Raw genomic sequence first — 14,943 nt, 5'->3', positions numbered from 1 at the left:
TGTAACCGGAGAAGGTTCTGCCGGATTAAGGGAAAACCCTTATAGAGAATTCCAATAATTGAATATATATTGTTTATCATTAATCTGCTTTCCCGGCTAGGGGTTACCCTTACCTGAAATTATCCCTTTTTCTACCGCAAGGTTTGTTGCTTTAAAACCTTTACCACGAAAATTTTTCTGACTGATTAAAAACCTGGCCATATGAATTCTTTTTACTCTTTTTTCCGTATTAGCCCCCAAAAACTATTAGTCCTAATTTTTTATTTTGTTGGATTAGGATTGTTTGCACAAGCTCCGATAAATTTAAATGCTCCGGGTTCTCAAATTTCGGATGAAATTAATGTTGGGCCACCAAATAATTTACCCATTTTAAAAATGGCTAAAAGGGCTCGCCCTTTTATACTGAATCCTGAAATAAAAAATCATTCGAGATTATCTGTAGGTGATGAAATTCAATTAGGATTGTTTAAAAATAAAAACTTCACTGCTGTTATAGAAAAAAAGAGCACAGATGTAAATGGCGTTACAAGCCTAACTTTAAAATTAATAAATTATAAGTATGCCTATGCCATCATTAGTATTTCTGAGGATTCATACTTTGTTACCGTTGATATACCAACCTTGGATGAAAAATATGCTACTAGAAAAAAACGAAACAGTCAGGAAGCATATTTGATCGAAATTGATGTAGAGAATATTGAAGACCAGAAATGCGGAAATACAGGATTTGATTATAAGACTTCAATAAAATCTAGTGAAAAAATTCAGGATTTTCAAAAACTGGTAGATCCAACGGAAACCTGCCTTACCCTACCCAATACTTCCGATCCCGCTATTATTGATGTCTTGGTTGTTTATACTCCGGCAGCTAAAGCCTGGGCCGACTCAAATGATGGAGGTATAGATATCACCATCGCATCTGCCATCACTCAAGCCAACGAAATTTCTACTAATAATTCACTTGGAATTCTTTTTCAACTGGTTCATTCTACTCAAGTAGATTATACAGAAGTTAGTGCAGGTACAGATCTTAGTGCTCTACGAAGTAGTACAGATACAGGTCCGAACTCGATAAATGAGGTACATGATTTACGTAAAACATATAATGCTGATCTAGTATCTATGTTTACTGATTTGACCGGGGATGGTATTGGTGGTATTGCCAACCTATGTACTTCACGTTATGGTCAACCTCAAAAAGGCTTCTCTAATGTTAAAGTTAGAAATGCAAATTCTATATATACTTTTATCCATGAACTTTCACATAATATGGGGGCAGATCATTATTATGAACAAGCTTCTTTTCCCGGGCCTACCAATTGGATTGATTGGCCCGAAAATACCTGGTCTAGTGGTTATAGGGATCAGGAAACTGGTACAGCAGGAGGAGATTTTAGAACCATCATGACCTATTCCGATGGTCTACCTGGGCCCGTTATACCCTTTTTATCAGATCCATCCATAACTTATACAGGTACTCCAGAAAGTGATGACCCTGAGGGTGATCTGATTGGTGATCCAGTTAAAGCAGACAATGCCCGTACTTTATTAGAAATGAAGCATGAGGTTTCTAGATATAGTGATGCTATTCAATATTGTTTGGCCGGAGAACAGCAACTTGTTGGTCAAAACGTAGACTACATTTCTAATGTGTCCATGGGAGATATAAATCATAGTTCAATCGGAAGTTTTTATTCCGATCTTTCTTCTTTGGCAACTTGTATAGATCCTGGGGATACCCAAACCTTAACAGCTGTTATAGTTGGTGCTTCTTCCTCAGCTTATTTGGCAGTATGGATAGACTGGAACAATGATAAAATTTTCGACTCAAGTGAGTTGGAATATCACTCCGATCCAGGTATTGCTGAACATTCCGTTAATATTACTGCACCATTAGGCTACTCTGCCGGGGAAAAACGTATGAGAATTCGTTATTATAAAACGAGTTCGGGCAGCGATCCAGAATGGATTCCAGGTAACCTAGACCCCTGCGGATTTTTTGCCATAGGTGAGGTAGAAGATTATACCATTCAGTTAGGGGAAGGAATTCCCTGCGATAGTAATTCCATTCCACAAAACTTAACCGCGCAGGATATAAGCGAAAGTGGGGCTACCATTTCCTGGAATCCCGAATCTGGAGTGGACTATTATGAACTTCAATATCGGGAATTAGGAGAAACTAATTGGACTACGATTTCAAATATTGTATTCCCCTTTCAACAAATAACTGGATTAAATGATACAACAGACTATGAGGTTCAGGTGCGAAGTATTTGTTCTGAAACTCCTACCGCTTATTCAAGTATCTTGCAATTCACTACAGATATTAGTTATTGTGATGCAGGAGCAACCAGTACCCAATTTGAAAAAATCTCGAATGTTAGTTTTAATACCATAAATAATACATTTTCATCTACCTCTGGTTATGAAGATTTCACCAATAGTATTACAGATGTTGAATTGGGAGCTACCTATAATTTTTCAGCTTCTTTCGATGGTCAATCATATTCATCGGATCAAGTACTGGTATGGATTGACTTTAATCAGGATGGGGATTTTGTAGATGTTGGAGAAGAGGTATTAGTAACCTCTCTTAAAGTCTCTCCCTGGGAGGGTAGTATAACCATACCTGCGACAGCATCACTTGGTAAAACTACGATGCGAATAAGGCTGCATGATGCTAGTGATGGTCCAAATACCACACCTTGTGGAGATTCAACCTATGGCCAGGTCGAAGATTATTCTGTTAATCTTGTTGAGCCGACACCGTGTACGGCAGGTGAAATACCAACAAATTTTGTTGTTTCAAGTATAAATGGAATAATTGTAACTACTTGGTGGGATACACAAACAGGAATTGACTACTACGAACTTCGATATAGACCAGTAGGCGATTCTCAGTGGGTATCTGTGTCAAACCTATTAGAGCCGTCTTATGAGATTAAAAATCTTGATGAACTTACAGAGTATGAAGCACAAATAAGATCGATATGCTCTGGGAGTCCCTCTGCATTCAGTAGCACTTTAACTTTCACTACAGGTATTCTAGAATATTGTGATTCAAGTATAGGATCGGCAGAGAATGTTTATATAAGCAGAGTTGAGTTCAATACTTTGAATAATTCCTCAACGAATGAAAATGGCGGATATTCAGATTTCACCAATTTGGAGACGAGTGTGCAAATAGGGAATACTTATACCTTAACAATTGAAAGAGAGACTACCACCAATTCAGGTTTAAGTTATGGCGTTTATATTGATTTTAATCGAAATGGTGTTTTTGATTTACCGGATGAGCAAGTTGTGGCAGAAGTAATTGCTTCAAATCCATACTCTTTAGATATATTGATTCCGCAGGATGCGGTTACCGGTAAAAGATTAATGCGGGTAAGTGGAATAAACGCTGCGGGGGTTCCGCAACCCTGTGGAGTGTATAGTAATTATTCTGGCGAGGTAGAAGACTATACTGTAAATCTAATCGAGTCTTGCGAAACTCCTACTCTTTATTATACGGACAGTGATGGAGATAGCTTTGGGGATATTAATGACTTAGGTACTTCTTTCTGCAGCGATCCCGGTGAAGGCTGGAGTCCTAACAATACTGATTGTAATGATGATAATTTTGAAATAAATCCGAATACAGTTTGGTATCTGGATCTGGATAGTGATGGCTTTGGAATTAATGAATCACAAACAAATGTTGTAAGCTGTGAACAACCGCAGGGAAGTTATTCTTTAACAGCTGGGGATAATTGTCCTAATACCGCAAATCCAGATCAATCTGATATTGATGAAGATTTACTTGGTGATGTTTGTGACAATTGTCCTGAAATTTCAAATTTTAATCAACTTGATGATGATCAGGATGGTGTAGGAAATTCTTGTGACCTCTGTCCTGGATYTGATGATCTTGCTGATGCCGATGGGGATGGTGTACCTGATGGCTGTGATGATTGTCCAAATGATGGTAACAAAACCGATSCTGGTACTTGTGGTTGTGGTGTATCAGATACTGATAGTGATGGTGATGGTATTCCAGATTGTAATGACCTCTGTCCTGGATCTGATGATCTTKCTGATRCCGATGGAGATAGTATCCCTGACGGCTGTGATATATGTTTAGGCTTTGATGATAGAATCGACACAGATGGAGATAGTGTACCTGATGGTTGTGATAACTGTCCAGCAGATGCCAATCCAACTCAGGCTGATGCCGATGGGGATGGAATTGGGGATGTTTGTGATACTACAGAGGAAACCGACTCAGATCAAGATGGTATCTTAGATGATCAAGATAATTGCATCAATACTCCTAATCCTTCACAGGAAGATTTTGATGGTGATGGATTTGGTGACGCATGCGATACAGATGATGATAATGATGGGGTCTTGGATGAGGACGATTGTGATCCCTTAAATGTTAATGTTGGTGCGGCGACTGTTACTTACTACGTAGATAATGATTTTGACGGCTACGGTGATCAAAATGATGCGGGAGAAAAATACTGTATAGATCCAGGATTCGGTTTTAGCCTGAATAATTCCGATTGTAATGACTCAGAAGATACAATTTATCCTGGAGCTTTTGAGGTTCGTGGAGATGGTATAGATCAAGATTGTGATGGGGAGGATACTCCTTTGGATTGTATCGGTACCGATGTTTTGAACATTATGGAAGTATGTTCAGATAAGGAAAATATGAGTCGTTGGCTAGTCAATAACCCTGCCTCCTGTACTGTTCTAATAAACTGGCAGGTTAGGAAGTATAAAAATGCTGATGGTATAGGCTCTTTCTTTGCTTTACCAGGAGATAACTATTTCTATAGCCCCAATAATCCTAAGGGAATAACCCAGGTTGTTATTTATTGGAAAGATAGTAAAGGAAAAGAGAAAAAGAGAACCATGACATCTACTGGCTGTTACACAAAATCAACTTTATCATTATCCTCTACATCCTATCAGTTAACGGTTTCGCCGAATCCCTTAGAGCCAGATGGGTTATGGTTGAAATTCTCTGATAGAGGAATTGATGAATTATTTACTATACGTGTATATGATCTTTATGGTCGTCAATTAGATACGATAAAGCTTGAAGTGAGTAAAGATGGAGGTGAGTATTATTGGCCTCTGGATCATAGCGGTTGGGAACAGGGAGTATATGTTCTAAGAGCAAAAAGTGAATCACAGGAATATCAAATAAAGCTATTGAAGTAGCAATCTGGATTAATAATCATAGCCTAATCTTTATTGATTGGGCTATGATTATAAAAATAACTATATCCTTTTTAAGTAATAGCGGAGTTTTTGATCTGCGAAAACTGTTTAACTAATAATTCCTTTTTGAATTATCCTTTTTGATATTCCTCTTTTCCATGAATACCAAATTATAATTCTGGTTATTAAGCCTTTAGGATTCTGATGAATTTACTGTATAAAAACTTGAATAAAGCGTAAACTTCTATATATCAGATAAATAGGGTGTTTTCCCCCTTGATTGCTAAGAAGTTATAATTTATATTACAGCATATTATTTTATCCCTAAACGTTTGAACTTAACTGTAATTAATTAAAAAATAATCGTCATGGGGAAACTTTACAAATTTTTAATTTTTTTTTCGATCCTACTAATTCCGCTATTAGGTTTCGAGTTAAATGCACAGGCAACATATACCGTTACGAGCACGGAAGATTTTCCAGATTTTGACCTGGAAGATAATCTCTGTGCAGATGTAAATGGAAATTGTACCCTTAGAGCTGCGATCGAAAATGCTAATAAAACGAAAGAGCCGGATAATATTTTTTTCAATATTCCTGGAGAAGGAATTAAAACTATTTCTTTGGTGGAGAATTTACCTCCTATTACGGAAACTATTTTATTGGATGCAACTACTCAGCCAGGGTATACCTGGTCCACTCCTAAGATCGTTTTGAGTGGTAAGAACCTTGAATTGATAAAATGGGATCAAGACCAGCCCAGGGAATTAATTCCTCAGGGTTTCCTTCTTACAGGTAACAGTTCTGGTAGTTCGATAAAAGGTTTTGTAATCGGAGGATTCGGATTATTAATTGAAGATAATAATGGTGAAGTAGCTGAATATTATCTGGGAATTGGAATTCAGGCCGTTAATTCCGGAAGTCATACCATTCAATCAAATTTTATTGGAGTTCAAGCAGATGGCTTAACTCCATTCCAAAATGCGTTTGGGATTATATTTGGTAGTGAAGATGGTTTCAATGACTCTCAGAACAATCTCATTGGAGGAAATAACCCGGATGAAGCTAACGTGGTTGGTGGTAGCTGGCGAACCAGTATTTTCTTTGGTTATAAAAGCGGTGAAAGCGAGGTTCGGGGAAATTATGTAGGAATTGGTATTGATGGAATTACTACTCTTAATAATCGGACGGGAATCGGAGTATCATATCCTTCTTATAATAATATTATTGATGGAAATTTAATTTCCGGGAATAATGTTGGCTTACATATAATTGGGAAAAACAATACGGTTATCAATAACGTTGTGGGGCTGAACAAAACTAAAGATTTAGCAGTGCCGAATTTATACGGTATAGGAATTACTAATACAAATAATATAATTGGAGAAGCTGGAAGCAAAAACCTTATTTCTGGTAATGATGTAGCTATTCACTTATATTCGGAATCGATTAATTCCCCAGCAGAAAATAATTTGATCCAATACAACTTTATAGGGACTGATGAAGATGGTATCTTTAGTATTCCGAATAGAGAAGGCCTTGAGATCTATGGACGGGGATGTTATAATAACCGAATATCAGATAATGTAATTTCCGGTAATTCAGGTAATGGTATTAATATCTGGAATCAAGCTAATAATAATTTCATCGTAAGTAACTATATAGGATTAAATATTGGGAAGGATGCGCTTGGGAATAAGCAATCAGGTATTCGAATTGACGGATATGATAATAAAATAGGTGGCGAGTCACCTGATGAACAGAACTACATTGCTTATAATGCCAAAGCGATATCCATGGTAAATTCGATTAAAGTGACTAATAATCAAATTTCACAGAACAGTGTTTTTAATAATGGATTTGGTATAGATCTCGGTGAGGATAATATAACCGAAAACGATATTAGGGATGCTGATGATGGCCCTAACAATCTTCAAAATTATCCTGATCTCATTGTAGCCGATTTTTCTTCAAATCTTATGAATATTGAATTGAAATTTGAAAGCGATCCGGCCTACTCAGCATACCCAATTAAAATTCAGTTGTTTAAAAGTGACGGAAACAGGCAGGGCAAAAAATATATTGGTGAATTTCAATTAAACGAATCTGATCTTCCTAAAGGTAAAAAATCATTAGTTAAAAGCTTTGAACTTATGGCGGATCATCAATTAAATTCAGGAGATCTAATCCTCTCCACCGCAACCGATGCTAATGGCAACACTTCAGAATTTAGTGCTGAAATCGCTGTCACGGGGAGTGAAGCCTGTATACCTGAAGTATTTTATGCCGATGTTGATGGCGACGGACTTGGAGACCTGGCTAATAGCATTCAGGAATGTTCTGCTCCTGAAGGTTTTGTTTCAAATTCCGACGATTGTGACGATACAGATGCGGAAATAGGCGCTTTGGAAGTCTGGTATTTAGATAGCGATACCGATGGCTATGGAGATCCTTCAATTTCGATTGAAGATTGTTTACAGCCAAATGGTTATGTCAGGGATAATACCGATTGTGATGATTCTAATTCTTTGGTTTTTCCTGGTGCTTTGGATGATTCTGTAGACGGAATTGATCAGGATTGTGATGGAACAGACGGACCTATTTCCGCTTGTCAGGGTAGCGATCAACTTCAGGTATCTGAAGTCTGTTCAACTAATTCGAACGTTTATTGGGAAATCACTAACCTATCCAGTTGTAATGTTGATGGTAGATGGGAATTAAGAAAATCTTCTTCAACAGGAGCATCATCCGGCAGTTTCTCACTAACACCGGCAGAAAGTATCGAAGTTGTTAGTGGCACCATTAGTAAAGGTAAAACCCAAATCGTAGTATATTGGAATGATAGCAATGGTTTGGAAACAAGTATAAGTCAGAATGCTTCTGGAATTGAATGTTCTGGGGCAAAGACCATTTTAAGCACTGCTACTTCAGACCTTATTATTTCTCCAAATCCTATTGCTGATGATAGAATTAGATTGTTTTTTACTCAACCTATTTCAGCAGGAATTCTTGAAGTGAAAATCTACTCAACTTCGGGTAACATGGTCTATCAGGAAAGTAGGGAGGTTCCAGCACCAACAAATGAAATAACGGTGGAGATTGATCATTCTTCTTGGCTAGAAGGAGTTTACATATTAAACGCTGAAATAAACGGGGTCAATCACCAAATTCAGTTTATAAAATAGAGGCTTAACTTTTTATTACTTAACTGAAAGCTTGGTCAATATTGACCAGGCTTTTATTATTAACTCATTTGCTTCCTCAAAACAACCAGCGGCGGACTCATGATCACACCCAAGCTGTTTCCAAGGCCTATCCCCATGACCAGGAGAATTATTCCGGGCAGCAGGACCAGGAAGGGCACCCAGGATGGGACAAAGCTTGTTTCAAAAACGAAATAGCCTAAAAGCTGGCTGCTTATTAGGGATAATAAAATTCCCGACAATGCGCCTAATATTCCCAGGTAGAGGTATTCAAGGGCAAGGATCTTCAAGATCTGTTCACTTTTGGCTCCCAGGGTTCGCAGGAGAACGCTTTCTCTTATCCGTTGATATTTACTGGTACGCACAGCACCTATTAAGACAATTATACCTGTAAGTATACTGAAGAAGGCCATAAAGTTAATAAGCCAGGAGATTTTGTTGAGAATCTTTTCTATTAGAGTCAATACCTGGCGCAGATCAATGATGGTAAGATTAGGGAAGCTCTGTACCAGGCTTTGCTGCAACAGCGCAGAGGTTTTCTCGTTGGGCACCTTGGTAGTGAGTACGCGAAATTGTGGTGCCTCTTCCAGTACGCCGGTAGGGAACACAATGGAAAAATTAAGTTGCATCCTACTCCAGTCCACCGCCCTGATGCTTTGCACCACAGTGTTCAGTAAAACTCCCTGCACATTAAAACTTACCTCGTCACCCACCTTAACCTGGGCGTCTTCAGCAAAATTATTGCTTACCGAAATGGGAACAGGTCCGGTCCCTGGATTTGAAGCTGTCCATTCTCCCTCTTCCAATACTTCTGATGAGATTAGGCTATCCCGGTAGGTGGTCCTGAATTCATGTTGCAGGATCCAGCCGTTTACTTGGGAAGTAGAATCTTCCCTGATCTCTGAAACAGGCCTTCCTTTCAGGCTTTCCACCCGCATACTTACGATCGGGATATTTTCCAGGACCGGTAATTCCTGTTCTTTAATGGTTTCGGCTACTGCTAGCTGTTGATCTGTTTGAACATCCAGCAGGATCATATTAGGGCTTTTAGCCTGTTCGTCCAGTGATGCCTGGGCTAGCAATAGGTCTTTGGTAAAATATAGGGTGCTAATAAGGAAAGTACCTATCCCAATAGCGAGGACGAGGATCAAAGTCTGGTTCTGTGGCCTAAAAAGATTTAATAGGCTCTGCCGCGGAATAAAACCCCAGCTGTTCGGGAAATATTTTTTGATCGCCTTCATAAAGAGGTTAGCAACCCCGGCAAGTAGGGAAAAACTAATGATGATCCCCAGCACGAAAAATATGGAGTATTTCCAGTCTTCCAGAAGCCAGAAGGCGAATAGGAAAATAAACAAAAAGATACCGGCCAATACCAGGAATCCCGAGAGACCGGTTCTTCTGCTTTCATTGTCCTGCGCCCTGAGGGTATGTAAGGGAGAGACATAAAGGGTGCCCATAAGTGGATACAGGGCAAATAGTACAGACATTAGAATTCCCAGTAAGATTCCCAAAAAAATAACCCTGAAATCGAATGAAATTTGTACATCTACCGGCAGGATATCCTCAAGTAATAACGGGAATAATTGCTGCAGGCCAAGCCCCAAAAGGGTTCCGGCTATACCGCCGATAAGGCCTATCATCGCAATTTGGATAAGGTAGATAAGAAAACTTTGCTTTTTTGTGGCCCCCAGACACTTAAGAACCGCAATTGAGCGAAGTTTCTCTTTGATATATATATGGATGGCGCTGGCAATACCTATACAGCCAAGAAGCAGGGCAATGAAAGCTACCAGGTTCAGGAATTTCCCGAAATTCTCATAACGTCTTCCCAGGCGCTCGCTGGTAGATTTATGGGTGTCCAGGTCGGCTTTGTTTGCGTCAAGGACGGGATCCAGTTTTTGGTCAAATTTCTCAAGGTCCAATCCCGGCTCTGCGGTGAAATAATAGTTGTAGCCTATCCGGCTTCCTACCTGAACAAGGCCCGTTTTTTCAATAAATGAATGTGGGATAATAACCGGTGGGGCTATAGAACTGAAAAGCGAAGAGCTTCCCGGAACCGATTTCAAGGCCCCTGCAACCGGAAGGGTCACTTTACCTATTTTGATCTCATCTCCAGGTACAATACCTAGTTGCAGCATTACCGTGGCATCCAGCAAGGCAGCACCTTTCTGCTGGTAATCCCTTGCTGCAGCCGCAGGTTCGGTTTCTATCTCTCCATAAAATGGAAAATTTCCTTCAATGCCGCGAACCCTTACCAGTTTTGTTACTTCTTTCCCGGGAAATGCTGCCATGGAAGCAAAACTGATCTCGCGGGCATCCGGACCGCCAAGGGAATCCATGATGGATAAAACCTTTTCGTTGGGTTCCTGATCACTGTCTATGATATAATCTGCACCCATCAGGGATTTTGACTGAAGGGCTATATTTTCTTTCAGATTGTTGCTGAAGGATTGAATGGAGACTACCGCGGCGATCCCTAATACAATGGAGGCCATGAAAAGGGCCAGTTTCTTGCTGCTGGCCTTCCCATCCCGGATGGCCATTTTTAAAAGCCAGCCAGTACCTGCCTTTGAAGAGTTTCGAGAATTAGTATCTGGCATGTTTAAACATTTAGGGTTTCCATAACTTTACCACCTTTCAGCCTTAAAATGCGCTGTGTCTTCCTGGCCAGTTCCATATCATGGGTAACAATAACCAGGGTAGTACCAGATTCTTCATTTAATTCGATAAGCAGCTCGACCACTTTTTTTCCGGTTTCTTCATCCAGGTTTCCTGTGGGCTCGTCGGCAAAGAGTATTTCCGGGCGGTTGCTAAAGGCACGGGCAAGAGCAACACGTTGCTGTTCGCCACCAGACAGTTGAGAAGGGTAGTGGTGTATCCTGTCTCCCAGGCCAACCTTCTCCAAAAGGACCTTAGCCTCCTTAACTGCATTTTTATCTCCTCTCAATTCCAGGGGGACCGAAACATTTTCTAGGGCAGTAAGCGTCGGGATAAGCTGGAAATCCTGGAAAACGAAACCTACTTTCTTATTCCTCAAGATTGCCCGCTGGTCTTCGTTAAGTCCATTAATAAGAGTCCCACAAAGTTCGATGCTACCCGAATCCGGCTGGTCCAGGCCGGCACACAGTCCTAAAAGCGTGGTTTTCCCACTGCCCGAAGGCCCCACTATGGCAAAAGTTTCTCTTTCCTGAATATCAAAACTGATATCCTCCAGCACTGTAAGTTCCTTGGAACCGCTGTGGTAGCTTTTCTTCAGGTTTTGAACGCTTAATATTTTTGCCATCTTATTACTTTTAGGTTTCTTTATCAATACAAACAAAATAAAGAAATGATTTCAATAAAATCTACTGAACCATGAGAAGCTTCACATTGTTTTTATCATTGTTTATGTTCCTGTTCCTTACTTCCTGTGCGAATTCTTCGAAAAAAGAAGAAGCTGAAGAAAACACCCAGGATACGGCTACCAATGAAGTTGGAGAAAAGAAAAAAGTGATTCTTTTCTTTGGGGACAGCCTAACCGCCGGTTATGGCCTGGAACAGGAAGAAGCTTTCCCGGCCATCATTCAGGAGAAAATAGACTCTTTAGGATTTTCCTACCAGGTGGTGAATGCCGGCCTGAGCGGTGAAACAACCTCTGGGGGTAAAAACAGAATAGACTGGGTGCTTAAACAAAACGTGGATATTTTTATACTGGAGCTTGGAGCCAATGATGGTTTACGCGGTATTCCTTTGGAAGAAACCAGGAATAATTTGCAGGAGATCATTGATTTTGTAAGAAAGAAGAACCCGGATATCGAGATCATCCTAGCAGGCATGCAGATCCCACCGAATATGGGGCAGGATTATACCACCGAGTTCAGGAATATCTTCCCGGAACTTGCTGAAAAAAATGATGTACACCTGGTACCATTTCTACTTGAGGGTGTAGCCGGCGATCCTGAACTCAACCAGGAAGATGGCATACATCCAACTGCAGAAGGACAGGAGATTTTGGCCAATAATGTATGGCAGGTACTGGATGATATTGTAAAAAAATAAAAGGCACCTGTAGAAGATGCCTTTTCTGGTGAATATTAGCAAACCAAAGGATGAGTTTTACTGGTAAATGGGCACTTTAAGTCCAAAATATAAATCCGTGGTCTTACTGGAATCAGACAAAAGATTGGTGATTAGCGATGCTGAGCCCACGGTTAGTGGCCCAATCCTGAACCCCGCGCCGGCAGACAAGCCATTATGCTGCCGTATCCCAACCGGCAGGTAAAAACTAAAGATCCTGGTTTCAAACCTTGGCGTTAAGGTTATGGTATTTATAAGCCTGTTCGAGGCTTCCTTATCGCTTGCGATCATTGAGAAGGAACCATTCAAACTTAAATAAACACGCCGGGTGAAATTATAATCTGCCACGAAGTGTATGGCAGTGGGTAGGTTTATCTTACTGGTAATAACCTGCTCGGTTCCCTCGTAATTTTCTTCCAGGTCATTTTCAATAGAATTATTATTAAAATTATCGGTATCTACGCTATTATTCATATCATATGTAGTAAGCGTGGTCTCATCGTAGGAGATTTTTCCAAGGTCGGTTATGGAAAGACCTAATTTGAATTTATACTTATTATCTTTTTTCGACAGGGAATCCAGGCCGCTATCATTCCTGTATTCATAGGTGAAACCAATGTCTCCACCAAAACCGGAAGTTGTATTTTCGAAGTCTATCTCATTTGTATCAAAACCAGTAGACATACCATAGTTCAATGTTCCCGTGGTAGATAAAAGATGATTGGCGGCATCATAGTTGCCACTCAATTGCGGAGTATCTGCGAAGACCGTACCAGCTCCCAGAAGATATTTCAGGGTGATACCCCCTTTAAGGAAATGGGTTTCTTTATCCAGAAGGATTCTCCCGTAAGTAAGACCGAATTCTCCCCAGGCATGCACGGTGCCTGTAAAATCTCTCATTTCAAAATCAAAATCTTCCGAATCATCGAAGTCATCAGAAAGACTTTCGTAAAGTGTACCATTGATGCTGTTTAAGTTAAGGAATGTCCGCACCCGGGTAGTAATCCCTAAACTATGCTTTGGAGACAGGTTGAACATAAAGGAAGGACCCAGTATATCCACATTCAGGAAGAAATTGTTGTCTTGTTCAGGATATTTCTGCAGGTACTCATCAAAATTAAAACCATCATCAAAATCACTAATACTTGAAAAGTCTATCGCAAAATAATCACTTCCGCCGAAAACGCTAATGGAGTTGATATTGATATCGGTACGCATTCTGCTATCCACTACCGAGGAGGGATTTAAGATTATACCGTGCACCCCGCTGTAATTGTCTATACTATGCCCAATATAGGACTGGGCGTTTGCGCTTAGACTTCCCACAATGAGCAGCAAACAAACAAAAAGTACCTTCTTCATTATCTGATTATTAAACTTTTATAAATTTAACTATCAGGGAAAGGGAAGTAAATACCCAGCGCAGGGTATATTTGTAGATCAGATTATCAGTTTTTGAATAAAGCAGGGATTTTTCCTAGCTGAAAAATTCCGCAAACAGCAGCCAGGGAGATTGCTGCCGTTGTTCCCAGGCTTCCGCCAAAACCTTCAAAAAAGGTCCCGGTAACCAAAAAAATAAAAGAAAAGAAGAGGCCGGCCACACCAATGATCCAGTACTTTTTGATGATTCTGGAACTGGCCATACCGATGAACGATGCTCCCATGGCTATTACCGGGATCGTATTAGTAAGTTCCGCATTCAAAAGCTCAGGAAAAAAATGGAAGAAGGCGGCGGTTAACACCGAAACTCCTGCTGAGGCCATTACACCTCCCAATTGTAATCTATTGTTCAAATAGAATGTGAGCAGGGCAAATAAAATTCCTGATATTAATATGACCGTAATATCTATCATGAGGCCAGGTAAATTAGTAAGGAAACCAGGCAAACTCCACCAAAGGCTATGCTTCCCAGTTTACCGCCAAAACCATTTAGGGTACTTTTTGAGATTACCAGCAGCAAACCGCTAAACAAACCTGCGGCCATTATAAAACCATAACCTCCTGCGACCAGCGGAGAGGTCATTCCAGCAAAGGCCCCGCAGTAAACGGCTACAGGAAGTTCCCGGAGTATATCAGATCTTCGGTTAATGAAAGGTAGGAATGAACTAAATAAGCCTGTTATTCCCGCAGCAAGTACCACTCCGATGTCTAAACTCACATTAAGCCAGTAAGTAACAAGTGCACCAATTCCGGTAAATATTACCAGGATGAGATCTTCGAATTTCAATTCGCTTTTTTCAGATTTGAAATTGGCCGCATAGAATAGGGCCACAAGGAATAGGATCGTCACCAGCAAAAAAACGGAGATAGGAGTAGGCCAGTTTTCCAGAATGGCTATCCCCAAGAAAGAAAGGTGTAGGAGCAGCAATATGCTTACCGGGATCTTTTTAATGAAACTTCGCAGAACTGTTTGTTAATTTTAGGATACTAAATGCCCTGCAAAAATGGGTCAAAATTATGGGAATACCTG

The 14,943-nt window shown here is 40.2% G+C and carries 8 protein-coding genes; 3 read left to right on the top strand and 5 right to left on the bottom strand.

Going from position 1 to position 14,943, the window contains the following annotated elements:
* Nucleotides 1-201: 201 nt before the first annotated feature.
* Both FLP08_RS16450 and FLP08_RS00365 read left to right on the top strand, forming a co-directional pair.
* Nucleotides 202-5,214 (top strand): GEVED domain-containing protein, encoded by a 5,013-nt coding sequence (locus FLP08_RS16450; RefSeq protein ID WP_156272893.1) that lies wholly within the window; start codon nucleotides 202-204, stop codon nucleotides 5,212-5,214.
* A 368-nt stretch (nucleotides 5,215-5,582) separates the two neighbouring features.
* Nucleotides 5,583-8,399 (top strand): MopE-related protein, encoded by a 2,817-nt coding sequence (locus tag FLP08_RS00365; protein ID WP_156272891.1) that lies wholly within the window; start codon nucleotides 5,583-5,585, stop codon nucleotides 8,397-8,399.
* Between the two features lie 59 nt (nucleotides 8,400-8,458).
* On the opposite strand, the gene FLP08_RS00360 is transcribed toward FLP08_RS00365, so the two are convergent.
* Nucleotides 8,459-11,017, bottom strand: coding sequence for an ABC transporter permease (locus tag FLP08_RS00360; RefSeq protein ID WP_238388421.1), 2,559 nt, complete (start codon nucleotides 11,015-11,017; stop codon nucleotides 8,459-8,461).
* Nucleotides 11,018-11,019: 2 nt separating this feature from the next.
* Nucleotides 11,020-11,700 (bottom strand): ABC transporter ATP-binding protein, encoded by a 681-nt coding sequence (locus FLP08_RS00355; protein ID WP_156272889.1) that lies wholly within the window; start codon nucleotides 11,698-11,700, stop codon nucleotides 11,020-11,022.
* Between the two features lie 71 nt (nucleotides 11,701-11,771).
* On the opposite strand from FLP08_RS00355, the gene FLP08_RS00350 reads away from it, so the two are divergent.
* Entirely contained in the window at nucleotides 11,772-12,455 is a 684-nt protein-coding gene (locus FLP08_RS00350) for an arylesterase (protein WP_156272887.1), read from the top strand.
* 57 nt (nucleotides 12,456-12,512) lie between these two features.
* Here the strand turns inward: FLP08_RS00350 and FLP08_RS00345 are convergent, their stop codons facing one another.
* The 3 genes from FLP08_RS00345 to FLP08_RS00335 all read right to left on the bottom strand — a co-directional run bounded on the left by FLP08_RS00345 (nucleotide 12,513) and on the right by FLP08_RS00335 (nucleotide 14,817).
* Nucleotides 12,513-13,835 carry a DUF5723 family protein gene (locus FLP08_RS00345; protein ID WP_156272885.1) on the bottom strand — a complete coding sequence of 441 codons (1,323 nt, stop codon included), beginning with the start codon at nucleotides 13,833-13,835 and terminating at the stop codon, nucleotides 12,513-12,515.
* Between the two features lie 86 nt (nucleotides 13,836-13,921).
* The gene (locus FLP08_RS00340; RefSeq protein WP_156272883.1) at nucleotides 13,922-14,326 is read right to left on the bottom strand and encodes a hypothetical protein; all 405 of its coding nucleotides are present in this window, start codon (nucleotides 14,324-14,326) and stop codon (nucleotides 13,922-13,924) included.
* A complete protein-coding gene (locus FLP08_RS00335) occupies nucleotides 14,323-14,817 on the bottom strand; it encodes a hypothetical protein (RefSeq protein WP_156272881.1) in 495 nt (164 codons plus the stop codon). The genes FLP08_RS00340 and FLP08_RS00335 overlap by 4 nt, the downstream gene beginning before the upstream one ends.
* Nucleotides 14,818-14,943 lie beyond the last annotated feature (126 nt).

Source organism: Christiangramia aestuarii (genome assembly GCF_009735585.1).
Lineage (GTDB): Bacteria > Bacteroidota > Bacteroidia > Flavobacteriales > Flavobacteriaceae > Christiangramia > Christiangramia aestuarii.
This window is presented reverse-complemented; position numbering and strand designations above follow the sequence as displayed.